The organism is Acinetobacter sp. DL27 (assembly GCF_055810995.1).
Genome location: NZ_CM147947.1, coordinates 1,749,905 through 1,773,148 on the forward strand (window position 1 = coordinate 1,749,905; position 23,244 = coordinate 1,773,148).

The following is a 23,244-nucleotide window of genomic DNA, read 5'->3' on the forward strand; positions in this document are numbered from 1 at the left end:
TAAAAGTAAGTTTTGAGCATTGGATCATCGCTATAATGGGTAGATGATGGATCGTCTACCATCACATACATATAAGGAACATTTTTTTCGTGTTTGAACTGGACTGTAAATTACTCAGTATCTTTTTTTACGTTTATAAGTTTAAAAGTGTGTCACTGGCGGCTGATCATTTAGAAATGAGTCAACCGACGGTGAGTAACATTCTGAATAAAATTCGCCAACATTATAATGATCCGCTATTTTTGCGGATTGGCAATGAAATGGTGCCAACTGAGTTGTCGAAACAGTTATTTCCATTGGTCAGTGAGGCTTTAAACAAGGTTGAAATCATCAATAACTTTACGATTGATTTTGACCAAGCCACTTCGCAGCAACAGTTTAGTTTGGCCATGACCGATGTATCACATTTGGTGTTGTTGCCGAAAATTTCGCAATACTTAAAGAAACATGCGCCGCATATTCGTCTGAATATCCGTCCAATCACCTCTGAAACCAGTTATCAGATGGCAAATGGTGAGATTGATTTGGCGCTGGGTTTTTTACCACAATTGGAAAATGGCTTTTATCAACAGCAACTGTTCGAGCAGTATTATGTGGTGATTGCCGCCAAAGATCATCCACGTTTGACAGGTGACAGTATCAGCACAGCGCAGTATTTGGCTGAGTCACATATCGATATTGATGCGGGCATGGGACATTACCATATTGAAAACGAACTGCTTAATTTAGAACTAAAACGTGACATTTTGATGCGTTTACCGAGCTATTTGGGCGTCGGCTTGGTGGTACAAGAAACCGACGCGATTGCGACAGTGCCGTATTATTTGAGTGAAGTGCTGCTTTCACGTGGCAATTTAAAAATCTTTAATGCGCCAATTGCCTTCCCAAGTTATGGTGTGAAACAGTATTGGCATATGTCTTGTCATCACAAAACCAGTCATCAGTGGCTGCGTCACATGTTCCATGAAATTTTAATGAAGTAATTCTTAAAGTTTGATGCTTTTTAGTGCGCATAGCAAAAATATGCGTGCTTGAAATCTAAAGTGCCCATTTATTGCTCATAAATAGTATTACGAAGTTTAAAAATCGTAATACTAAATTGGCACAGCCTTTGCATCGTCTAATCTGAAAGAGTGATCTAGGGTTCCGATACATATCTATTTTATGTATGTCTGCGACCGAGAGTTCACGGTTCGAAAGAGCTACACGGAGGGATAAAAGCCCGGGAGGTAAACAGTTACGATTTAGGCAGAGGCGCATGAGCACAATAACTTATCACGACGATAACGCACTATGGACTGAACTTTTACCGGGTGGGCACCACTGGTCTGGGCGTATTCAACGCGGCACAGTGTTACAGTTCAAAGCATTGGGAGCACAAGCCAACGTTTCACTTTTCTGTGTCAACAGCGAAGACAAGCTCGAGCGCTTTAATATGCCCGATAGCTTAAAGGCACAGCACACGGCATTTCTAAGTACAGGACATGTGTTGTATTCGGACTTAGGTCGGATTATGGCCTCAATTGTTCACGATGATCATGGTTGGAATGATGCCTTGTGTGGTCCAAGTCGCACAGAACAAATTCAAAAACAATTCGGCACTCATACTTTTCAAGATACACGAAATGAGATGTATCGGAGTGGACGCGACAGCCTGTTAATTGAAATGACCAAGTTCTCATTAGGTCAAGCCGACCTGTCAGCTACGGTCAACCTATTCTCTAAAGTTAGCCCTAATGATGCAGGCAACTTATCTTATATCGATGTCGATAATACCCATCAAACTATTGAACTGCGTTTTGAGATGGACTGTCTAGTGTTCTTATCTGCCGCGCCACATGGTTTAAGCCAAGCAGCAAAGTATCAGCCAGCCGATATTCAAATGCGCTTATTCAAAGCCTCCGCTTTAGCAACACACGATATTTGTCGTGATTCATGCCCACAAAACCAACGCGGTTTTCAAAACAACGCACGTTATTACGCATTTGATGCTGCTTAAGCCCGAGGAGAATACATATGACCAGTTTAGCATTTGATCAAACCGTTTTAAATGAAGTCTGTCCAGCGGGTGAGGCATGGATGTGTGAAGTCCAGAAAGGGCAGTATTTCCGCATTATTGACCTCGAAGGCAACCAAGCAGTCGATACTTTATTGATTTCTGCGAACAATCCTGAAGAACGTTACAGCGCAACCGATACTCTAGCCATTAATCAGCAGATCTATCTAGAAAAAGGCACAGCTTTATATACCAACTATGGCAACAAAATCGCCACGATCCATGATGATAACTGTGGTCGCCATGACACCTTAGGCGGTGCTTGTTCATGTGAGAGTAACACCGTACGTTATGCACATGACACATTTCCGATGCACAGTTGCCGTAATAACTTTATGACAGCTTTAGCTTTGCACCCAATCGCGAAAAAGCATGGACTGAATAGCCGTCATATTGGGCCGAATATTAACTTCTTTATGAATGTACCCGTGAGCAGTGATGGGCATCTCAAGTTTGACGATGGAATATCGGCGCCGGGTAAATATGTTGAAATTCAAGCGGAGATGGATCTCATCGTGCTGATTTCTAACTGCCCACAGTTGAACAATCCATGTAATGCTTATAACCCGACCCAAATTCAACTGATTGTACGTGAAGGCAAGGAGTAATCAGCATGTTTAAAAAAGTTCTCATTGCCAACCGTGGTGCAATTGCCTGCCGAGTAATTCGGACATTAAAGAATTTAGGCATTCAGTCTGTTGCGGTGTATTCAGAAGCAGATCGTGATTCCTTACATGTAACTTTAGCCGATGAAGCGATATTTATTGGTGATAGTCCAGCCAGTCAAAGTTATTTAAATATTGAAAAAATTTTACAGGTCGCGAAAGAAGTAGGTGCTGAAGCTATTCATCCGGGCTATGGTTTCTTGTCTGAAAATGCGGAGTTTTGTGATTTATGCGAGTCACAGGGCATTGTGTTTTTGGGGCCGAACTCTGCACAAATGCGTAGTTTTGGCTTAAAGCATACTGCACGTGAATTAGCCATTCAGGCGAACGTACCCTTGTTACCCGGTAGCCAACTTTTAGTAGACGAAGCTGAAGCATTGATTGAAGCAAATCGTATCGGCTATCCCGTCATGTTGAAAAGTACCGCAGGTGGCGGTGGTATTGGTATGCGTTTGGTGTGGAACGAAGCAGAGCTTAAAGATGCTTATGCAACGGTATCTTATTTGGCCCAAGCGAATTTTAAAGATGCAGGTTTGTATTTAGAAAAGTTTGTGGAGAATGCGCGTCATATTGAAGTCCAAATTTTTGGTGATGGCCAAGGTTTGGTTCTGGCTTTGGGAGAGCGGGATTGTTCAGTACAACGCCGTAACCAGAAAGTAATCGAGGAAACTCCAGCACCACATTTAAATGATGAACAACGTGCTTATATTCAAGGTGTCGCGGTTCAATTGATGCAGTCAGTGAATTACCGTTCGGCAGGCACGGTTGAATTTGTGATGGATACTGACACTCAGAACTTCTATTTCTTAGAGGTGAATACACGGTTGCAAGTTGAACATGGCGTGACCGAGCAAGTATTTGGTGTAGACCTTGTGGAATGGATGGTCACTTTAGGTAGTGGTGACTGGACTGTACCAACAGAGGCGCATAGATCTAAAGGCCATTCGATCCAAGTCCGTTTATATGCTGAAGATCCAATTAAAAACTTTCAACCCAGTGCTGGCTTACTGACTTATGTTGACTTTGACCCGCAGGCCCGCAATGAAACATGGGTAGAAACAGGTTCAAATGTATCTTCTTTTTATGACCCGATGATTGCCAAAATCATTGTGACCCGCGAAAACCGAGAAAGTGCAATTCAAGCCATGAGCGATACTTTGGCAAAAACCTCAGTGGCAGGAATTGAAACCAACCTTGAGTATTTACAAAACATTATTGACTGTGAAGTGTTTAAAGCAGGGACACAGACTACACGTTTCTTAAATACATTTGAGTGGAAAACCCAAAAAATTGAGGTGTTACAGTCCGGTATTCAAACGTCAATACAAGACGTCACAGGTCGTTTGGGTTACTGGGACGTTGGAGTGCCACCATCGGGTGCGATTGATCCTTTATCTTTAAATGTAGCCAATCAACTATTGGGGAATCCATTTAATACCGCAGGGCTAGAATGTACATTACAAGGCCCAACTTTAAAGTTTCATTGTGATAGCCAAATCGTGATTACGGGTGGCGACATGCTTGCGACATTGGATGGTGTCGACGTTGCTATGTGGCAGACCCTTAATGTTAAAAAAGGGCAAATTCTTAAAACAGGTAAAATCACCACAGGTTGTCGCAGTTATATTGGCATTAAAGGCGGATTTAATGTACCTAGATACTTAGGCTCACAAGCAACTTTTACTTTAGGTCAGTTTGGTGGTCATGCAGGACGCAATTTACTCATTGGAGATATGTTACCTATTACGGCTTATAGCTCGGTAGAAACTGTTGCACTCAGTGCAGCACAGGTGCCAAGCTTTAGCCATACTTGGAACATTGCAGTGATGTATGGACCGCATGGTGCGCCTGACTTTTTCACCAAACGAGATATTGAGCGCTTCTTTGAGCAAGAATTTGAAATTCACTTTAACTCAAGTCGTACAGGCATTCGTTTAGTCGGTGAAAAACCTGAATGGGCGCGTACCGATGGTGGTGAAGCAGGACTACATCCTTCGAATATTCATGATAATGCTTATGCCATTGGCGCGATTGACTTCACTGGAGATATGCCAATTATTTTAGGACCCGATGGTCCAAGCTTGGGCGGTTTCGTTTGCCCGGCGGTGGTGGTTAGCTCGGAACTTTGGAAAATTGGTCAGCTTAAAGCGGGCGATAAAGTTAAATTTGTCCCGATTTCTTATGATCAAGCGCAAGTATTGAATCAAAAATATAGCGCAGCATTAACAGCGGGTACGACTGAAAATGTAGACTTTTCCCCAAGCTTTCATGCTGAAATGGAAACCCTCACAGACACAGTTTTAGCGACATTAAAAGGTGAGAACGCTAGACCTGATGTGACTTATCGTCCTGCAGGTAATAGTTATCTGTTGGTTGAATATGGAGAGTTGGTTTTAGACCTCAACTTACGCTTCCGTATTCATGCTTTAATGCAATGGGTTAAAGATCAAAATATCGAAGGGGTTATAGACTTAACGCCGGGTATTCGTTCACTGCAAATTCATTTTGATTCATTAGTGCTAGATCAAAAACATTTATTGTGCCTTTTACAGCAAGCGGAAAGTGAATTGCCTGATGTGACCGCAATGGAAGTCCCGTCGCGCACAGTCTATTTGCCTTTGGCTTGGGAGGATTCTCAAACTCAGTTGGCGACTGAACGTTATATGCAAACAGTACGTCCAGATGCGCCGTGGTGTCCTGACAATGTTGAATTTATTCGTCGTATCAATGGTCTAGACTCAAAGCAAGCAGTGAAGGATATCGTATTCAGCACCAATTATTTGGTGATGGGTTTGGGAGATGTGTACTTGGGGGCACCTGTGGCAACGCCGCTGGATCCACGTCATCGTTTAGTAACTACCAAATATAATCCTGCACGCACTTGGACGCCTGAAAATGCAGTCGGTATTGGTGGCGCATATATGTGTGTCTATGGCATGGAAGGCCCGGGTGGTTATCAGTTTGTTGGGCGTACAACCCAAATGTGGAGTCGTTACCGCAAAAATCCAGACTTTGAACAAGGAAAACCATGGCTACTGCGCTTCTTTGATCAAATTAAATTTTATGAAGTGTCTGAAACAGAACTGATGCAAATGCGGGAAGACTTTAAAGCGGGACGCTTAAAGCTTCGTGTAGAAGATGGGGTTTTAAACCTAAAAGAATATAATGACTTCCTCATTGAAAATGCAGCATCCATTTCAAGTTTTAAAGCGGTACAGCAAGCGAACTTTGAGGGTGAACGCCGTCGCTGGCATGAGGCTGGTTTGGCTGAATATGTTTCTGAAAGTCTAGATGCGGTTTTAGATGACAGTAAAATTCAAATTCCTGAAGGTGGTTGTGCAGTAGAGTCGCATATGCCGGGTTCTATTTGGAAAATTGAATGTACCTCTGGAGACATTGTGGAAGAAGGGGCAACTTTGGCCGTGATTGAAGCCATGAAAATTGAAATTCCCATTATTGCACCTGAGCGAATGAAGGTTGAAGCCATTACCATTGAAAAAGGGCAAACGGTAAAAACAGGTCAGGTGCTGTTTACACTGGCACCTGTAGCTTAAATTCAAATATCACGACATACAAAAAAAGACTGCTTAAGCGGTCTTTTTTCGATTCTGAAAGGAGAATTTATCTAGTGCTGACAATAAATCGTTTTGTTAAATCGAGATTGCAACCCATAACAAAAAATAGATTGTTATGAAATGGTTATAAAATGATGTTTTGAATCAAAATATGCTAATTTAGTGAGACGCTTAAAAACATTATGGCTTGTATGAAAAAAACATTACTCGGCATGTTATTCATGTTAACTTCATCAGTGCTTATGGCAAATACGCCAAGTCAGGCTGAGGATACTCAAGCATCAAATCAAAATAATATTCGTGTAACGACTCGCCCTGAAATTGTGGGCTTATGGGGAATGGAAATTCCAAATAATCGTAAATGCGTTGAATACTATAATTTTAAAAGTAATAGTGATGTTGTGATTAAAAGTGGGGAAGAATGGTCCACGGGAATTTATGATTACCAGCCATCTACCGATAAAAATGTGCAACTGCCTGCTTTGATTTTACAAGTCAAATTTGATAATAACCAAGTGGATTGCTCTGGATCTCAAGAAGATCAGACAGGTGAAATGTCTCAGTATTTTGTGAAATGGCAAAGTCCATCGACCATTAATTTTTGTGCCAATGATAAAGCACAACAATGCTTTGCAACGCTACGTCGTGTACTTCCTTAATTAATTGTTTTATAAATAAAAAAACCGCGATTTATCGCGGTTTTTTTATTTAAGGATCAAGACAATTATTTATCTTGATTGCCTTCAATTTGCTTTAACAAGTGCTTTTCAAGGTAGTGAATATCCATTGCTTGTTCACAGAATTTTTCATCTTGAAGAATCAAATCTTTATGCAATGGAATATTGGTTTTAATACCTGTCAAAATCATTTCATCAAGTGCTTGGCGCATGCGAGCAAGTGATGTTTTACGATCCTTACCGTGTGCAATCAGCTTTGCAATCATCGAGTCATAGTATGGCGGAATGCTATAGCCTTGATAGATATGTGAATCAAGACGAATACCTGCACCACCTGGCACATAAAAATTCTCAATTTTACCCGGTGAAGGTAAGAAGGTCGTTGGATCTTCAGCATTGATACGGCATTCAATCGCATGGCCTTTGACTTCAACTTGATTTTGTTCAATTTCAAGACCTAAGCCACCAGCAATGCGGAGCTGTTGTTCAATAATGTCGATACCTGTCACCATTTCAGTTACAGGGTGCTCAACTTGAACACGTGTATTCATCTCAATAAAGAAGAATTCACCATCTTCAAACAAGAACTCGAATGTACCAGCACCACGGTACTGCATTAATTTACAAGCATTTACGCAAGCTTCTAAAATGTCAGCACGTGCTTGTTCAGGTAAATTTGGCGCTGGCGCTTCTTCTAACACTTTCTGATGGCGACGCTGTAAAGAGCAGTCACGGTCATAGAGGTGAATTGCGTGGCCATTACCGTCGGCAAGAACTTGGACTTCAACGTGACGAGGTGTTTGTAGGAAACGCTCCATATACACCGTGTCATCGCCAAACCACATTTCAGCATCACGCTGTGCGGCTTGAACAGATTCAAGTAGAGTATCGACGCGTTCCACAATACGCATACCACGACCACCACCACCAGAAGCAGCTTTCACGATCAATGGGAAACCAATTTCTTTAGCTTCAGCCAGCGCATTTTGCGGTGTAACCGCATTTGCAGAACCGGGTACGGTTGGAACACCTGCTTTACGCATTGCAGTAATTGCAGAAACTTTGTTACCCATCAAACGGATGTGTTCAGGGCGCGGTCCAATAAAAATGAAACCAGAATTTTCTACAATTTCAGCAAATTCAGCATTTTCTGATAAGAAGCCATAACCTGGGTGAATGGCATCTGCACCTGAAATTTCAGCTGCTGTAATAATGGCAGGAATATTCAAGTAGCTTTCGCTGCTTGCACCCGGTCCAATACATACTGCTTCATCTACAAAACGTAGGTGCATTAAGTCTTTGTCGGCATCTGAATAGATCCCTACAGTCTTAATCCCTAAAGTTTTGCAGGCACGGGTGATGCGCAGGGCAATTTCACCACGGTTTGCAATTAAAACTTTTTGCAACATTATAAGTCCCCGTCTATTACGCGCGGTAGCGGAATAATGGTTGACCGAATTGGATCACTTCGCCGTTTTTCACTAAAATTTCTTCAACCACGCCGCTTTGCGTTGCTTCAATCGGGTTCATGATTTTCATTGCTTCGATAATACCAAGTGTTTCACCAGCAGTGATGGTTTGACCGACTTTAACAAATGGCGCTTCACCTGGGCTTGGAGCAGCGTAGAACACACCAACCATTGGAGATGTTTCTACAGCACCACGTGGTGTTTTAGCCGCTGGTGCTTGAGCAACAGGAGCTGCCATAGCAACGGGAGCACCAGCTGCAACAACTGGACTACGACGAGTCAATGCAATCGATTGATCGCCTTCTTTAACTTCAATCGCTTGTAAGTCAGATTCAATCATCAGGTCGATGAGTTTCTTGATTTTACGAATATCCATGTGACAGTATTCCTAATTATGATTGCGTAGAGGGTTGAATTTTAGTGAGAGCGTAATTGAGCGCAGCGCTATAACCTTGAGCACCTAAGCCACAAATAACGCCAACGGCTTTATCTGATAAATATGAATGATGTCTAAATGCTTCGCGTGCATGAACATTTGATAAATGAACTTCAATAAATGGGATGGCTACACCAAGCAGGGCATCACGTAGAGCAACAGAGGTATGCGTGAGTGCAGCTGGATTAATAATAATAAATTGGACGCCATCCGCTTGAGCTTGATGAATACGGTCGACAATGGCACCTTCCCAATTACTTTGGAAAGCGTCGATAGAAATTGAAGCATTTTCAGCTTGTACAATGAGTTGCTGATTGATATCGTTCAGCGTTAGAGAACCATAGACTTCTGGTTCGCGCATTCCTAGCAAATTTAGATTCGGTCCATGAATAACCAAAATGGTCGAACTCATTTAGCTTGCTCCATTTATAAATTGCAATAAATCTTTGCAAGATGGCTGCAAAGTTTGCGTATTATGACATAAAGTTCTACATTTTTTTTATAGTTTGTTTGAATTGACGTAGATGCTTAGTGCCAAACTTCGGCAATATAATGTAAATTTTGCAAGGAATTGACAATGTTAAAAGATTACAAATTTTCGGATTATTACTCTTTTTTACATTGTAAGCCAAATTGACTAAAAGCAGCAGATTTGTTTTCGTTTTGTGCCACAGGTGCAACTCAAGTCTTGAAAAGAGGATAACTCAGACTTCTGAGTCGATAGCTCACTCTGCATCAGATCTAGATCAATTCTTATATGGCTAAACTGTATATCAAAATAAAACTGAAGTCTGATATGGTTTGTATCTGGAGATGATCTGATCAATTTATTCTATCTATTTTGGCTGGCTTGACGACCATGATCAATTCAGTTGCTAAGCTTTATTGGATCAACATTGAACTGGAAAATATCACTTTCATCAATTAAAACATCAACTTGTTACATTGAAATGTAGATGGAGGCTTTTGTCTGTTGTTAAAGTCTATCTAGCTGATGCCATGATCTTTTAGAAAAAAACTGAAAAACTTGGAACAGTAAGAGGAAAATTCAGGTTTCTAACGGTGCTTTTCAGCATCCTCTTGGTTGAGAAATTTTGCCGTTAAATAAGCAAAAGACTGTAGAAAAATTGCTGAGTAGCAGAATGTATTGAAAAAATATCCTCCTATTGCGTCAGGGCTTTTGCTGTGCGAGAAAATTTATAAAAGAAAAGAATTGGCTATTTTGCTCATTTTAACTGGGTAGATTCGGCTTTACATGGTGGGATCTAGTGAGTTTAGGATTGGCAATAAGTGAAATTCCGAAGATATGATTTTGAAATCATAATAATTTTCAGTTTGTTTTATATACAATTTTTGAGTTTTAAGATGGAAGTAGAATGAGCCAAAGCCAGCATATTTCTAATACTGAGTTTTACGCATTCCTATCTCTTTCTTTAAATAGGTAAGAAAAAAAAACAGCCCATGTTGGGCTGTTATTGGATCAGATCTAGAGTATTAAGCAATAAAGTCTAAGATGGCCTGATTGAAGGCTTTGGGCTGTTCGATATTTGAAATATGAGAGGCATCGATTTCAAATAGGGCACTACTTCGGATGTGATTCACCATGTACTGTGCATCTGAGACTGTTGTTACGGGGTCTTTACGCCCTGCAATAACAAGTAAAGGTACGTGAATGCTTTCGAGTTTTTCACGTAAATCCGCTTTAGCCAAAGCTTCACAACAACTCGCATAACCTTCTGGGCTGCCAGCACCTAAGTCGTTTGAAAGCGCTGCTACAGTTGCTGCGTTGCTTTGGATAAAGGGTTCGGTAAACCAACGGCTCGCAGCCGTTGATGCAATTGGTTCTAAACCATGGGTACGTACAAGTGATGCGCGATCATTCCATGCCTGTTCATTGCCAATTTTGGCAGAGGTATTACATACAATGGCACGGTGAAAACGTTCAGGTTTATGAATGACTAACCACTGACCTGTAAGTCCGCCCATTGAGATACCGCAAAAAATGGCTTTCTCAATGTTTAAATGATCCAGTAAATGGATCAGGTCTAGACCAAGTTGTTCAATATCGTAAGGCCCTTGAGGCGAAGAAGACTGACCATGCCCGCGAGTGTCATAGCAAATCACAAAATAGTTTTTCTGGAAAAAAGTAATTTGTGGTTTCCACATGTTGAAGTTTGTGCCTAGCGAGTTTGAAAAAACGATCGCGGGATTTTGGGGGTCACCAAAGGTCTGATAGTGAATTTCGGCATTATTTGAAGTAAAACTTGGCATATGCTTTTCCTTAATTCATTAAAAATTTTGAGTGTTTCCACTGTTATTCTCAGCAAAAAGCGTTATGAGCAGAAACACCACGTCAGATTAGAAGGAGGATTAAACGCGCTGAATAATCATTGCAATGCCTTGACCGACACCAATACACATTGAACATAGCGCATAGGTTCCACCCGTTTGTTCTAATTGGTTTAAGGCCGTGGTGACTAAACGTGCACCCGATGCACCCAGTGGATGACCAATCGCAATCGCACCGCCATTTGGATTCACTTGTGTGGTGTCATCTGCCAGACCTAAATCACGGGTAACCGCCAGTGCCTGTGCCGCAAAGGCTTCATTCAGCTCAATTACATCCATCTGTTCGATGTTGAGATTTGCTTGTTTGAGGAGCTTCTTAATCGCTGGCGCTGGGGCAAAGCCCATGATGCGAGGTTCAACCCCCACTGCTGTTGAGGCAATAATTTTGGCACGTGGTTTAAGTTGGTACTGCTCAACGGCTTGTTCTGAAGCAATCAGTACAGCAGCCGCACCGTCATTGATGCCTGATGCATTCCCCGCAGTGACGGTGCCTTCAGCTGTGACGACTGGCTTGAGTTTTGCCAAAGCTTCCAAGGTGGTCGATGCACGTGGATGTTCATCCGTGTCGATCACCATCGGATCACCCTTACGCTGTGGAATATTCACAGGGATGATTTCATGTGTAAAAAAGCCTTGAGCTTGCGCGGTTGCGGTGCGCTGTTGACTCGCCAAGGCAAACTGGTCTTGATCTGCGCGATCAATATTAAATTGTTGTGCCACGTTCTCAGCGGTCTGCGGCATGGTGTCTACACCATACATCGCTTTGAGCTTAGGATTGATAAAACGCCAACCCATGGTGGTGTCTTCAATCTTCTGGCTACGGCCATAAGCGCTTTCTGATTTGCCCATCACAAAAGGTGCACGAGACATACTTTCGACGCCACCTGCGATGATTAAATCTGCTTCGCCGGCTTTAATTGCACGGGCTGCCATCGCAATGGCATCTAGGGATGAACCACATAAGCGATTCACTGTCGTGGCAGGAACTTCAACGGGTAAACCTGCAAGCAGTGCAGACATACGACCGACATTACGGTTGTCTTCACCTGCTTGGTTGGCGCAGCCATAGATCACGTCATCGACTTGGGTCCAATCCACACTGGGATTACGTTGCATTAAGGCTTGAATCGGCACGGCGCCCAAGTCATCGGCACGCACTGGAGCGAGTCCACCGGCATAACGTCCGAATGGGGTACGGATGGCATCAATAATGTAAGCGTTTTTCATTTTTAATCTTGTCCTTTTAAACGGGACTCTGCTGATAGATCAACTGTATCTATTCACGACGGAGTCTTATCGTGTTCAGTCAAATAGCAGTAGCTCGTTCTCGTCACTTTTTTAAAAAAGTGACCAAAAACTTTGTCATCAACAAAACCTGTTCACTCACAGCAATTATCCACTGCTGTTGCAAAAACAATACTTTTAAAGCACTCGACAGGTTGTTGATGACTATAAGCTCTAGCAAATTTTTCTGAAATTTACTGTGTCGCATCCACCAACGGAGCACCCGTCATCGCCTGCAATTCTGCAAAGCTTAAGCCGTCGACTTTTTCAATCACTTTTAAACCCTCTGCAGTGACATCAATCACACACAGGTCGGTGTAAATACGATCCACACATTTCAAACCTGTCGCGGGATAGCTCAGTTCAGCCACGATCTTTGGTTCACCTTGTTTCGTGGTATGGTCAGTGGTGATAAAGACTTTCTTGGCACCAACAGCTAAGTCCATCGCACCACCGACAGCAGGAATCGCATCGGGTGCGCCAGTATGCCAGTTGGCTAAGTCACCATTGGCTGCAATCTGGAACGCACCAAGAACCGCAATATCTAAGTGACCGCCACGCATCATGGCAAAAGAGTCCCCATGATGGAAAAAGCTGCCACCTTGCAGCATGGTCACATATTCTTTACCCGCATTGATCAACTCAGGATCTTCCTGACCTTTTTCAGGCGGTGGACCAAAAGCCAATAAACCATTTTCAGAATGTAAGAACACGTCTTTGTCTGAAGGCAGGTAGCTGGCAATTTTAGTTGGTAAGCCAATCCCAAGATTCACATAAGCACCATCTGGAATATCTTGTGCGACACGTTCTGCAATTTGGTTACGGCTGAGTTTTTGATAGCTCATGATGTTCTCCCGATTACACAGCAATAGGTTCAGGTTGAACCTGCACCACGTGTTGAACAAAAATACCTGCGGTGATGATGTGTTCAGGGTCTAAAGCCCCTAAGTCCACCACTTCAGACACTTGGGCAATGGTTACACCTGCGGCCATCGCCATAATCGGGCCGAAGTTACGTGCAGATTTACGGTAAACCAAGTTACCCCAACGGTCGCCTTGCTGGGCTTTAATCAAAGCAAAGTCAGCTTTGATTGGATATTCCAGTACATAATCTTTACCGTCGATGTGACGGGTTTCTTTGCCTTCAGCCAATAAGGTACCGTAACCAGTGGGGGTGAAAACTGCACCAAGTCCCATACCTGCTGCTTGAATACGACAAGCCAAATTGCCTTGAGGCACCAATTCCAATTCGATTTTGCCTGCACGATAGAGTTCATCGAAGACCCAAGAGTCGGACTGACGCGGAAACGAACAGATGACTTTTTTCACGGCACCTGCTTTCAGCAGCTTGGCTAAACCATAGTCGCCATTGCCTGCATTGTTGCTGACGATGGTGAGGTCTTTGATGCCAAGTTGAATTAAGCCATCGATCAGTTCAGCAGGCTGTCCTGCGGTACCAAAACCACCTATCATGATGGTTGAGCCATCCTTTATTTGCGAAAGTGCTTCTGTTAAAGAAGCTGAACTTTTATCAATCATAATATTGTCCTAGGCACAGCGTACCTATTAACTTTTGGAACTTGGAGTTGAAGCTAAAGCTGAAACGTCAGGGCTGCGTTTGGTTAAAATCAGATGCGCAGTTAAACCAATTACGATACCCCAAAAAACGGAACTTAGACCTAAAAAGTGCATACCTGAAGCCGTGGCTAAGAAGGTAATGAGTGCGGAATCTCGTTGAGATTCATCTTTCATGGCTACAGCGATATTGGTTGAAATCGCACCCAATAAAGCCAAGCCAGCTAAAGCGGCAACAAGCTCTTTTGGCAGCAAGCTGAAGAGCAGAACGATACTGCCTGCAAACAAACCACCTAAAATATAGAAAATACCGTTAGCAACGCCTGCGATATAACGTTTTTCTTTTAACTCATGCGCATCTTTGCCCATACACAGTGCAGCCGTAATCGACGCCAAAACAATGGTGATACCGCCCACACATGCAACAGCTAAAGACGCAATACTGGTGGTGGTGATAATCGGCTTGGCAGGCATGTCATAACCACTCAGTTTCATGATAGCCATGCCCGGTAAAAACTGTCCCGTTAGACTGACTAAAATCAAAGGCAGGGCAAGGTTTAAGGTGGAGTGCCAAGTCCATTCAGGGCTGATGAACTGAGGAACAGCAAGTTGGACATCTAAACTCACTGCATTCATTTCACCAAGCCCAAAGCTCAAGGCTACACCTGAAAGCAGTACCCAAAGCATGCTATAGCGCGGTGAAATTCGTTTTGCGACTAAAAAGACAAACAGCATGCTAAACACAATAATCGGCATACTGTCCGTTGCACTAAAAAGACCTAACCCAAACTGAAATAGAATACCTGCCATCATCCCTGCGGCTACCGACTGCGGAATCCATTTCAATAATTTATCGAAGTAACCACTGATCCCGATCAGAAAAATCACCACAGCTGAGGTGATATAAGCGGCTACAGCTTCATTCAGACTAATATTCGGGAACAGGGTGACCAATAAAGCCGTACCTGGTGCAGACCATGCTGTAATCACAGGGACTTTGAACTTAATGGAAAGAAAGATTCCTGCCACTGCTGCCCCAATAGAAATACCCCAAATCCACGAAATCATCATGGTCGGGGAAACCTGAGCTTGTTGCGCAGCCTGAAAGAAGATAATGAGTGGTCCTGAATAGGAAATCAGCACCGCCAAAAATCCTGCGACAGTGGCTGAAATAGACCAATCTTCTTTCAAAGTTTTAAACAGGGTAGCCATTCATTTGCCTCCATGCAGACATGATCCTGTATATAAAAGTAATGTAACGATCAATTAGCCTTGATCGCCACCGCCGACAGGAACAACTGTACCTGTCATATATGACGAATCATCTGAAGCAAGGAATACAATCGCATTCACTTGTTCCTGAATCGTGCCATAACGGTTCATAAAACTACGCTCAATGGTTTGATCGACCACTTGTTGCATCCACGCTTTTTCATTTTCAGACAGTGGATTTGCATTACGTGGCACTTTGCGTGGTGGCGCTTCGGTTCCACCTGTCGCAACTGCATTCACCCGGATCCCATCTTTGGCATGCTCAAAAGCCAATGATGCAGTAAGGGCATTTACCCCACCTTTGGAAGCCGAATAGGGCACACGGTTAATACCACGAGTCGCAATAGAAGACACATTTACAATCGTACCTTTCTGATTTTTAATCATTTCAGGTAAAACAGCACGACAACACCACAGCGTTGGGAATAATGAGCGATTCACTTCTTTGATGATTTCTTCTTCAGAAAACTCTTGAAAAGGTTTCATCCAAATTGCACCGCCGACGTTGTTGATGAGCACATCGACACGGCCATAGACTTCAAGTGCCTTGTCTACAACACTTTGAGCACCTGCGAAGGTTTCAAGGTTAGCTTTGACTGTTATTGCATCGCCTTGATGCGCTTCAATTTCTGCTAATGTTTCATCGACATAGTCAGATAAGTCGGCTAAGACAACTTGTGCGCCTTCATCAGCCACTTGGAGTGCAACCCCACGACCGATGCCTTGAGCGGCACCAGTCACAATCACTACTTTGTTTAAAAATCTTTGATTCGACGCCATTTTTGATCTCGCTCATCATCAAATATAAAGATGAAGTTTTAAATTTATAAATTTGGCACGCCGGAGTCTTAACATCTGAACATCACTTACCGGATTAACCTTCGGTTGGACTTACTTTTCTTTTGGGAAAAGTAAGCAAAACCATTGTCATTCGCAAAACTCGTCAGAAACCGATTACTTGATATCTTTCTCACAGAAAAGGCTTTTTACCAAGTTGTCCTGCCTCGAACACTTGCGAATGACATTTTCGCGTATCATTTTTTCTATGACTTAAATATTGGGCTATCTATTAGTTTGCAGAGAATTTTTCAAACAGGAAGTTCGCAGGTTTTACGCCTTCGCTATCTAACCAACCACGAACAGCATCAACCATAGGGACAGGACCACAAAGGTAGACATCAACATCACCACCATTAAGCCATTCATTGTCGATATGACCTGTCACATAACCTTTACGCTCATGTGCAGAGTCTGGGCTTGCAACCACTGTACGATATTCAAACCATGGAAGTTTAGCTTGAAGTGCATCCAGTTGTTCTAAAGCCACTAAATCAAAATCATTGGTAACACCAAACACCAAACGAACAGGGTGTTCAGCGCCTTTTTCTTCTAAAATCTGTAGCATAGACATAAAAGGGGCAATACCTGTACCGCCTGCAAGCATGACAACAGGACGAACCACATTACGCAGGTAAAAGCTACCAAATGGGCCAGTAAAAGTCATTTTGTCGCCCGCTTTGGCAGCACCACTTAAAAAGCTACTCATTTTGCCATTCGGCACATTACGGACCACAAAGCCCGTTAAACGGTTGCCCGGTTTTGAGCTAAATGAATAGGAGCGAGTTTCTGCTGTCTCTGGAATTCCGACGTTGACATATTGACCAGCAAGGAAGTGAATATCGGGTTGACCTTCATCCAACTGAATATCAAAAGTAATAGTTGATTCTGATAAGTTTTCAACAGCGACTAAAGTGCCTTGATACTGATGAATTTCGGTTTTGCAGACTTCAGATGAAGCTTGAATTTGGAATACGGCATCCGAGCTTGGACGGCACTGACACGCTAAAATATAGCCTTGTTCCGCTTCTTCTGGAGTTAATGCATCTTCAATATACGTCTCTTCAGGCATGTCATAACTACCAGATTCGCAAAAAGCGCGGCAAGTCCCACATGCACCATCACGGCAGTCTAGCGGAATGTTAATTTTTTGGCGGTAAGCGGCATCTGATAAAGACTCACCTTGAGTCACTGTAATAAAACGTGTTACGCCATCTTCAAATTGAAGTGCAACATTGTGGTTTGACATGGCTGAATATCCTTTAAAAACGTTGAAACTTGGAACTTTCAGCCAAAACTCCATTTGGCTGAAAGCATACTAAGGATGTGTGGCTAACTTAGAGGTGATAAACATCAATCACTTGGTTGATATAATCGTTTTTCAGTACCACATATTTACTTAGAATTTGTGGTTTTTCACCTGAAAAGTCGATTTCATAACGCGACATACCAAAGTAGCTATAACTGGTTTTGTAGCGGAAGCTCAGCGTATTCCAGTTAAAACGGACAGTAACTTTATCGCCATCACGCTCAATCACTTCGATATTGTTCACATTGTGACAAGTACGTGTGTCTGGCATGGTCGCAGAAGAGCGTTCAGTTTTAATGCGGAACACACGGTCTTCTAAACCTTGGCGGTCTGGGTAGTAAATCAGTGAAATTTCAGACTGCGGATCCGTAGTCAGGGTATCGTCGTCATCCCATGCAGGCATCCAAAACGATGCTGAAGGGGCATAACATGCAAGCCAATCGTCCCATTGCTCATCATCTAAAAAGCGCGCTTCTTGATATAGAAACTGACTCACTTGTTCGATACTAACGGTATTGAGTGTTGTAGGAGCATTCATGCCACTTCTCCTTGTTCATTTGCAGTTTCAACAGCCAGTGCCTTTTCATTGGCAATTGCAATTTTCATCATGTCTAACCAGTGTTGGTGCTGTGCAAGGTAGAGGCCTTCATCTTCAGTTTTTACACCTGAAAGTTTTGGTTTTAGACCAATTTCATTAGCAGCATCATCTGGGCCATGAATCCAATGTTTTGAACCGCGGCACATATCATTCCATTCCAGTTCAATGCCTGCGTAGCCCGCTTGACATGCACGGAATTCTTCTAAATCATCTGGTGTTGCCATACCTGAGGCATTGAAGAAGTCTTCGTACTGGCGAATACGGCGCGTACGTGCTTCTGTGTCTTCACCTACAGGCGCGATACAGTAAATGGTGACTTCGGTTTTATTGACTGAAATCGGGCGCAGTACACGAATTTGTGAACCGAACTGATCCATCAAATAGACGTTTGGATAAAGACAAAGGTTACGTGAGCGCTCAATCATCCACTTCGACATTGCTTCGCCAAATTTTTCAGAATATTCGTCGGCTTTCGGGAAGTTTGGACGGTCTTCTGGGTTCGCCCATTGTGTCCAAAGCAGCATGTGACCATTGTCAAAACCGTATGAACCACCGCCTTGTTTACCCCAAGCGCCTGCGCTCATGGCACGGATGTTGTCACCCGCTTGTTTTTCTTTACGTTGTTGAGTGGTCGCTGCATAGTTCCAGTGCACCGCAGAAACGTGATAACCATCTGCGCCATTTTCTGCAGTGAGTTTCCAGTTGCCTTCATAAGTGTAGGTAGATGCGCCACGTAAAACTTCAAGACCTTGTTCAGACTGATCCACAATCATGTCAATGATTTTGCTGGTTTCGCCTAAGTACTCTTCTAAAGAGGGAACATCCGGATTTAAGCTACCAAACAAGAAACCTTTATAGTTGCCGAAACGTGCAACTTTTTTCAGATCATGTGAACCTTCATGGTTAAAACAGTCTGAATAACCTGCATCTGCTGGATCTTTCACTTTTAAAAGTTTGCCAGAGTTGTTAAATGTCCAACCGTGGAAAGGGCATGTATAGGTTGCTTTATTGCCACGTTTATTACGACAAAGCTGTGCACCACGGTGTGAACAGGCATTGATCATGGCATTGAGTTCACCATTACGGTTACGTGCAATCAGAATAGGCTGACGGCCAATATACGTCGTGTAATAGTCATTGTTATTTGGAATTTGGCTTTCATGTGCCAAGTAAACCCAGTTACCCTCGAAGATATACTTCATTTCTAGGTCAAAAAGGGCTTGATCAGTAAACACTGAACGATGAAGTTTGAATTCGCCTGTTTCAAAGTTGTCGACAAGTAATTCATCGATACGATCGAGATGGCTAGTATTAATAACTGGGATACGTGGCATGTCCGTTCTCCGACTTTCCAAAAGTGAGGAAGTCCCCGAAATGCGACTTTGCAGTGGCTATTTCGGTTCCAAGGGTAATTAAGCGCTAGCGCGACGACGCTCAACTTCAGTTGATGGTGCAGCCGCTTGGTCTTTCACCAGTTCAACATTGAATTGAATGTGTTTGAATGGACCACTTAAACCACGGCGTGCGATTTCGGCTTCATCGGTAATGTCGACAGCGGTAGCCACTAAGCCTTCACGTGTTGCAAATGCAAAGTCATCCCACAGGTATTGGTCACCTTCAATGTTAAATTGGGTGGTTAACTTACGGTAGCCAGGCGCAGAGACAAAATAATGTACATGTGAAGGGCGGTTGCCATGACGACCTAGCTTGTTCAAAACAAATTGAGTTGTCCCTTCTGGTGGGCAACCATAACCGACAGGCATCGTAGTGAGAGCAACGTATTTACCATCTTGGTCACTCATGATTGAACGACGTAGATTGAAGTCTGATTGTGACTTATCGAAGAAAGAGTAGTTGCCTAAGCTATTGGCATGCCACACTTCAACTTTTGCACCTTCAATAATCTGACCATCAGTGTCAGTTACTGTCCCTTCAATAATCAGAGTCGGAATTTTGCCTTCTTCAGAACCATCGTCCATACGCGCAAAACCAACCGATTCAGGTGCGCCAGCTACGTATAAAGGACCCTCGATGGTACGTGGCGTTCCGCCTGTAATGCCTGCTTTGGCATCGGCTTCATCTGCACGTAAATCGAGGTAGTGCTCAAGACCCAGCCCTGCCGCAAGTAAACCAAGTTCGTTGGCTTGGCCTGCATCGGTAAAGTATTCAAGACCTTTCCAAACTTCAGTTTGGCTCAAATCTAAGTCTTCAATCGCTTGGAATAAGTCACCCAATAGGCGAACCACAATTTGTTGAGTACGCGCGTCTACAGAACCTGTTGCTGTATCCACATTCATTGTTTTGATTAATGCATCAATCTGTTGACGATTCATACTATTGCTCCTTAAGTATGTTTGCTGTGTGGTGGCTAGCTTTATGGATCGATTTAAAAGCTTAGCTGCCACGTTCCTTGTTAATTTCTTTCACTAGATCATTCATTAGGTTCCAGTGATTAAATTGCATAAAATCTTTTTTCAATTAACGATCATCTTCGCGAATAGACGATGGATGTCGGTTTAAAGGCATCACTTCAATGTTCATATACGGGTACAGGGGTAAACCTTGCAAAATGTTGTGTAGCTCTTCATTGCTGTCTACATCAAAAATACTGATGTTTGAGTACTGACCTGTAATACGCCAAATATGTCGCCATTTGCCTTGAGCTTGTAGCTCTTGCGAATATGCTTTTTCGACTGCTTTAATTTCACTGGCAGTTTCAGCAGGCATATCCAGTGGAATGTTTACATCCATACGTACGTGAAAAAGCATGTATAACTCCTAAACGGTTAAGACGTCGCTTAAGCGCGGCGCAGCTGATCAATCTTGTTTTCATCCAGTTCAATACCGAGTCCTTTGCCTTGAGGTAGATGCAAAGCGAAGTTAGTGTATTGAAGTGGGGTTTTTAAAATTTCTTGGGTTAACAGCAGTGGGCCGAATAGCTCGGTGCCATAAGCTAAATTTTCAAAGGTCGAGAACAAATGTGCCGAAGCAATCGTGCCGACTGCACCTTCAAGCATGGTTCCGCCATATAAATCAATGCCTGCTAAGTTGGCAATCTTCGCGACTTCATGACCTTCGATTAGTCCACCAGACTGAGCCACTTTCACTGCAAAAACAGAGGCCGCATTGGTTTTGGCTAAACGGTAGGCTGAGCTTGGTCCCATGAGCGATTCATCTGCCATGATGGCAAGATCAAAACGTCGTGTTAAACGCTGCATCGCATCAATGTTGTCGATTGCACAGGGTTGTTCAATCAGGTCAACGCCACCATTTTGTAGCAGTTGAATACCTTTAATCGCATCTAGCTCAGACCAGGCACGGTTCACATCAACACGGATGGAAATGTCTGAACCCAGTGCTTGTTTAATCGCAAGAACATGTTCAACATCTTCTTCTACACGGCGTGAACCAATTTTAAGTTTGAAAATATTGTGGCGTTTTGCCTCAATCATTTTTTGAGCTTCAGCAATATCTTTTTCAGTATCACCAGATGCCAATACCCAGAGCACAGATAAGCTGTCACGCAAACGCCCGCCCAATACTTCAGACAGGGGTAAATCTAAACGTTGTGCTTGGATATCTAGCAGGGCGGTTTGAATTGCGCATTTGGCAAAACGGTTACCATTAATGCTCTTTTTCAAAGCACGCATGGTTTGTGCGATGTTTGGAGCTTTAAGGGATTTCAATAAAGGTGCAAAATAAGTTTCAATATTGGTCTTAATGCTTTCTGGACTTTCTTCACCGTAGCCAAGTCCACCAATCGTTGTCGCTTCACCCCAACCGACAAAGCCATCTTCAGTGCTGATTTTCACCAAGACAAGCGTTTGCGTTTGCATAGTCGCTACCGCCATTTTGTGTGGGCGAATAGTGGGGATTTCGACGAGTAAGGTTTCTATAGATTTATACATCTTAACTCTGCGCAGCCTTGCGTTGTGTACCTGATGTGATATACCTTAAAAGAATAAATATGAACTGTCGAAGATCAAATTAGCATTTTAATATATCTTAAAGGTATAAATAGTCATGGAATTGAGACACCTCCGCTACTACGTAGCTGTTGTAGAAGAGCAGAGTTTTACCAAAGCTGCTGAAAAATTATTCATTGCGCAGCCTCCTTTAAGCCGCCAGATACAAAATCTAGAGGCTGAATTGGGGGTACAATTATTTGAACGTGGCAGCCGTCCACTCAAGACCACAGAAGCAGGGCAGTTCTTCTATCAGCACGCGGTTAAACTTTTGTCTAATGCCGAAGAAGTCAAAGCCATGACACAGCGTGTAGGCTTGGTTGAAAAAACGGTGACCATGGGCTTTGTGGGATCGTTGTTATATGGATTATTGCCTAAAATTGTGTATTTATTTCGCCAACAGCAGCCACATTTAAAAATAGAATTGATTGAAATGAGTACCAAAGACCAAATTCAGGCCTTAAAAGAAGGGCGGATTGATGTTGGTTTTGGACGCTTACGTATTTCAGATCCTGCTGTGCGTCGGGTTTTACTGCGTGAAGAGCCGTTGATGTTGGCGGCACATTCTAGTCATCCTTTGACAGCGCAAAAACAAGGTGTGTACCTGTCGGACTTGGTCGATCAGAACTTATTTCTTTATCCAAGTCATCCCAAGCCAAACTTTTCTACTCAAGTCCAAGGGCTGTTTTCAGAATATGGACTGGAACCCAAACATTTAAAAGAAGTTCGTGAAATACAGTTGGCACTGGGGTTAGTTGCCGCTGGAGAAGGAATTTGTGTGGTTCCAGAAAGTGCACGAACTATTCAACTGCCGCATTTGAACTATATTCCAATCTTAGATGATGCAGCGACTAGCCCCATTTTTCTGGCGATTCGTTCCATGGATGAAAGCGAAGATATTCGTTCATTATTTGATTGTATTTATCAGGTCTATGACCTTGAAGCGATCAAATATGACCGCGCATTTATCTAAACTTGGGGATTTAAATTCCACGATACTTTTAACGTCTACACTTTAAAACGAGCCATTTCAGCCATCCTTGGGGATGGCTTTTTTTATAGTCATTTTCGCTTGGTTTTGCTTATTTTTTGTCTCTCGCTGCAATCATTGGTTATATAAGCTATTTATTTAAAACAATAAAAACCTTAACCGACCTTAAAGGTATAAATATAGAGT

General features: G+C 42.9%; 21 protein-coding genes and 1 riboswitch. Of the genes, 6 read left to right on the top strand and 15 right to left on the bottom strand.

The features are described from left to right. Positions 1-89 precede the first annotated feature (89 nt). The 5 genes from AC0KVP_RS08510 (at position 90) to AC0KVP_RS08530 (ending at position 6,955) form a co-directional block, all read left to right on the top strand. Positions 90-983 carry a LysR family transcriptional regulator gene (locus AC0KVP_RS08510; protein WP_004979763.1) on the top strand — a complete coding sequence of 298 codons (894 nt, stop codon included), beginning with the start codon at positions 90-92 and terminating at the stop codon, positions 981-983. A 144-nt stretch (positions 984-1,127) separates the two neighbouring features. After that, positions 1,128-1,231: riboswitch (guanidine-I (ykkC/yxkD leader) on the top strand. Between the two features lie 27 nt (positions 1,232-1,258). Continuing rightward, the gene (locus AC0KVP_RS08515) at positions 1,259-1,999 is read left to right on the top strand and encodes an urea amidolyase associated protein UAAP1 (RefSeq protein ID WP_473335985.1); all 741 of its coding nucleotides are present in this window, start codon (positions 1,259-1,261) and stop codon (positions 1,997-1,999) included. 17 nt (positions 2,000-2,016) lie between these two features. Further along, positions 2,017-2,664, top strand: a complete 648-nt coding sequence (locus AC0KVP_RS08520; protein WP_473335987.1) for an urea amidolyase associated protein UAAP2 — start codon at positions 2,017-2,019, stop codon at positions 2,662-2,664. Between the two features lie 5 nt (positions 2,665-2,669). Then, positions 2,670-6,275, top strand: a complete 3,606-nt coding sequence (gene uca, locus AC0KVP_RS08525; protein WP_473335989.1) for an urea carboxylase — start codon at positions 2,670-2,672, stop codon at positions 6,273-6,275. A 212-nt stretch (positions 6,276-6,487) separates the two neighbouring features. Next, the gene (locus AC0KVP_RS08530; RefSeq protein ID WP_010326667.1) at positions 6,488-6,955 is read left to right on the top strand and encodes a hypothetical protein; all 468 of its coding nucleotides are present in this window, start codon (positions 6,488-6,490) and stop codon (positions 6,953-6,955) included. 65 nt (positions 6,956-7,020) lie between these two features. Here the strand turns inward: AC0KVP_RS08530 and accC are convergent, their stop codons facing one another. The 15 genes from accC to AC0KVP_RS08605 form a co-directional block, all read right to left on the bottom strand. Next, positions 7,021-8,382 (bottom strand): acetyl-CoA carboxylase biotin carboxylase subunit, encoded by a 1,362-nt coding sequence (gene accC / locus AC0KVP_RS08535; protein WP_062034809.1) that lies wholly within the window; start codon positions 8,380-8,382, stop codon positions 7,021-7,023. Between the two features lie 16 nt (positions 8,383-8,398). After that, entirely contained in the window at positions 8,399-8,818 is a 420-nt protein-coding gene (gene accB / locus AC0KVP_RS08540; RefSeq protein WP_004979753.1) for an acetyl-CoA carboxylase biotin carboxyl carrier protein, read from the bottom strand. 16 nt (positions 8,819-8,834) lie between these two features. Beyond that, positions 8,835-9,290 carry a type II 3-dehydroquinate dehydratase gene (gene aroQ, locus AC0KVP_RS08545; RefSeq protein ID WP_473335992.1) on the bottom strand — a complete coding sequence of 152 codons (456 nt, stop codon included), beginning with the start codon at positions 9,288-9,290 and terminating at the stop codon, positions 8,835-8,837. A gap of 1,082 nt (positions 9,291-10,372) precedes the next feature. Further along, positions 10,373-11,149 carry a 3-oxoadipate enol-lactonase gene (pcaD, locus tag AC0KVP_RS08550; protein WP_151837213.1) on the bottom strand — a complete coding sequence of 259 codons (777 nt, stop codon included), beginning with the start codon at positions 11,147-11,149 and terminating at the stop codon, positions 10,373-10,375. Positions 11,150-11,248: 99 nt separating this feature from the next. Then, on the bottom strand, positions 11,249-12,454 hold the full coding sequence (pcaF, locus tag AC0KVP_RS08555) for a 3-oxoadipyl-CoA thiolase (protein ID WP_473335996.1): 1,206 nt from the start codon (positions 12,452-12,454) through the stop codon (positions 11,249-11,251). A gap of 251 nt (positions 12,455-12,705) precedes the next feature. Then, positions 12,706-13,356, bottom strand: coding sequence for a 3-oxoacid CoA-transferase subunit B (locus AC0KVP_RS08560; RefSeq protein WP_473335998.1), 651 nt, complete (start codon positions 13,354-13,356; stop codon positions 12,706-12,708). Between the two features lie 13 nt (positions 13,357-13,369). Continuing rightward, a complete protein-coding gene (locus AC0KVP_RS08565; protein WP_473336000.1) occupies positions 13,370-14,050 on the bottom strand; it encodes a 3-oxoacid CoA-transferase subunit A in 681 nt (226 codons plus the stop codon). A gap of 27 nt (positions 14,051-14,077) precedes the next feature. After that, positions 14,078-15,298, bottom strand: coding sequence for a benzoate/H(+) symporter BenE (gene benE, locus AC0KVP_RS08570; RefSeq protein WP_473336002.1), 1,221 nt, complete (start codon positions 15,296-15,298; stop codon positions 14,078-14,080). A 54-nt stretch (positions 15,299-15,352) separates the two neighbouring features. Further along, entirely contained in the window at positions 15,353-16,138 is a 786-nt protein-coding gene (gene benD, locus AC0KVP_RS08575) for a benzoate diol dehydrogenase BenD (RefSeq protein ID WP_473336004.1), read from the bottom strand. Positions 16,139-16,427: 289 nt separating this feature from the next. Beyond that, complete coding sequence (gene benC, locus AC0KVP_RS08580) at positions 16,428-17,444, bottom strand: benzoate 1,2-dioxygenase electron transfer component BenC (RefSeq protein ID WP_473336006.1); 1,017 nt, start codon at positions 17,442-17,444, stop codon at positions 16,428-16,430. Between the two features lie 88 nt (positions 17,445-17,532). Next, positions 17,533-18,042: a benzoate 1,2-dioxygenase small subunit gene (benB, locus tag AC0KVP_RS08585; protein ID WP_010326678.1), complete on the bottom strand. Its 510-nt coding sequence runs from the start codon at positions 18,040-18,042 to the stop codon at positions 17,533-17,535. Continuing rightward, entirely contained in the window at positions 18,039-19,436 is a 1,398-nt protein-coding gene (gene benA / locus AC0KVP_RS08590) for a benzoate 1,2-dioxygenase large subunit (RefSeq protein ID WP_110975457.1), read from the bottom strand. Before benA ends, benB begins: the two co-directional genes overlap by 4 nt. A gap of 78 nt (positions 19,437-19,514) precedes the next feature. Further along, positions 19,515-20,435: a catechol 1,2-dioxygenase gene (gene catA, locus AC0KVP_RS08595; RefSeq protein WP_473336009.1), complete on the bottom strand. Its 921-nt coding sequence runs from the start codon at positions 20,433-20,435 to the stop codon at positions 19,515-19,517. Positions 20,436-20,580: 145 nt separating this feature from the next. Further along, positions 20,581-20,871, bottom strand: a complete 291-nt coding sequence (catC, locus tag AC0KVP_RS08600; RefSeq protein ID WP_005399484.1) for a muconolactone Delta-isomerase — start codon at positions 20,869-20,871, stop codon at positions 20,581-20,583. A 29-nt stretch (positions 20,872-20,900) separates the two neighbouring features. Further along, the gene (locus AC0KVP_RS08605) at positions 20,901-22,010 is read right to left on the bottom strand and encodes a muconate/chloromuconate family cycloisomerase (protein ID WP_473336012.1); all 1,110 of its coding nucleotides are present in this window, start codon (positions 22,008-22,010) and stop codon (positions 20,901-20,903) included. Between the two features lie 115 nt (positions 22,011-22,125). On the opposite strand from AC0KVP_RS08605, the gene AC0KVP_RS08610 reads away from it, so the two are divergent. Then, positions 22,126-23,040, top strand: a complete 915-nt coding sequence (locus AC0KVP_RS08610; RefSeq protein ID WP_005399482.1) for a LysR family transcriptional regulator — start codon at positions 22,126-22,128, stop codon at positions 23,038-23,040. The last annotated feature ends 204 nt before the right edge of the window (positions 23,041-23,244 follow it).

Excerpts from the sequence above, each read along its gene's own strand:
- AC0KVP_RS08515 (WP_473335985.1), top strand. The coding sequence starts at position 1,259 with ATGAGCACAATAACTTATCACGACGATAACGCACTATGGACTGAACTT.
- AC0KVP_RS08520 (WP_473335987.1), top strand. The coding sequence starts at position 2,017 with ATGACCAGTTTAGCATTTGATCAAACCGTTTTAAATGAAGTCTGTCCA.
- uca (WP_473335989.1), top strand. The coding sequence starts at position 2,670 with ATGTTTAAAAAAGTTCTCATTGCCAACCGTGGTGCAATTGCCTGCCGA.
- AC0KVP_RS08530 (WP_010326667.1), top strand. The coding sequence starts at position 6,488 with ATGAAAAAAACATTACTCGGCATGTTATTCATGTTAACTTCATCAGTG.
- accC (WP_062034809.1), bottom strand. The coding sequence starts at position 8,382 with ATGTTGCAAAAAGTTTTAATTGCAAACCGTGGTGAAATTGCCCTGCGC.
- accB (WP_004979753.1), bottom strand. The coding sequence starts at position 8,818 with ATGGATATTCGTAAAATCAAGAAACTCATCGACCTGATGATTGAATCT.
- aroQ (WP_473335992.1), bottom strand. The coding sequence starts at position 9,290 with ATGAGTTCGACCATTTTGGTTATTCATGGACCGAATCTAAATTTGCTA.
- pcaD (WP_151837213.1), bottom strand. The coding sequence starts at position 11,149 with ATGCCAAGTTTTACTTCAAATAATGCCGAAATTCACTATCAGACCTTT.
- pcaF (WP_473335996.1), bottom strand. The coding sequence starts at position 12,454 with ATGAAAAACGCTTACATTATTGATGCCATCCGTACCCCATTCGGACGT.
- AC0KVP_RS08560 (WP_473335998.1), bottom strand. The coding sequence starts at position 13,356 with ATGAGCTATCAAAAACTCAGCCGTAACCAAATTGCAGAACGTGTCGCA.
- AC0KVP_RS08565 (WP_473336000.1), bottom strand. The coding sequence starts at position 14,050 with ATGATTGATAAAAGTTCAGCTTCTTTAACAGAAGCACTTTCGCAAATA.
- benE (WP_473336002.1), bottom strand. The coding sequence starts at position 15,298 with ATGGCTACCCTGTTTAAAACTTTGAAAGAAGATTGGTCTATTTCAGCC.
- benD (WP_473336004.1), bottom strand. The coding sequence starts at position 16,138 with ATGGCGTCGAATCAAAGATTTTTAAACAAAGTAGTGATTGTGACTGGT.
- benC (WP_473336006.1), bottom strand. The coding sequence starts at position 17,444 with ATGTCAAACCACAATGTTGCACTTCAATTTGAAGATGGCGTAACACGT.
- benB (WP_010326678.1), bottom strand. The coding sequence starts at position 18,042 with ATGAATGCTCCTACAACACTCAATACCGTTAGTATCGAACAAGTGAGT.
- benA (WP_110975457.1), bottom strand. The coding sequence starts at position 19,436 with ATGCCACGTATCCCAGTTATTAATACTAGCCATCTCGATCGTATCGAT.
- catA (WP_473336009.1), bottom strand. The coding sequence starts at position 20,435 with ATGAATCGTCAACAGATTGATGCATTAATCAAAACAATGAATGTGGAT.
- catC (WP_005399484.1), bottom strand. The coding sequence starts at position 20,871 with ATGCTTTTTCACGTACGTATGGATGTAAACATTCCACTGGATATGCCT.
- AC0KVP_RS08605 (WP_473336012.1), bottom strand. The coding sequence starts at position 22,010 with ATGTATAAATCTATAGAAACCTTACTCGTCGAAATCCCCACTATTCGC.
- AC0KVP_RS08610 (WP_005399482.1), top strand. The coding sequence starts at position 22,126 with ATGGAATTGAGACACCTCCGCTACTACGTAGCTGTTGTAGAAGAGCAG.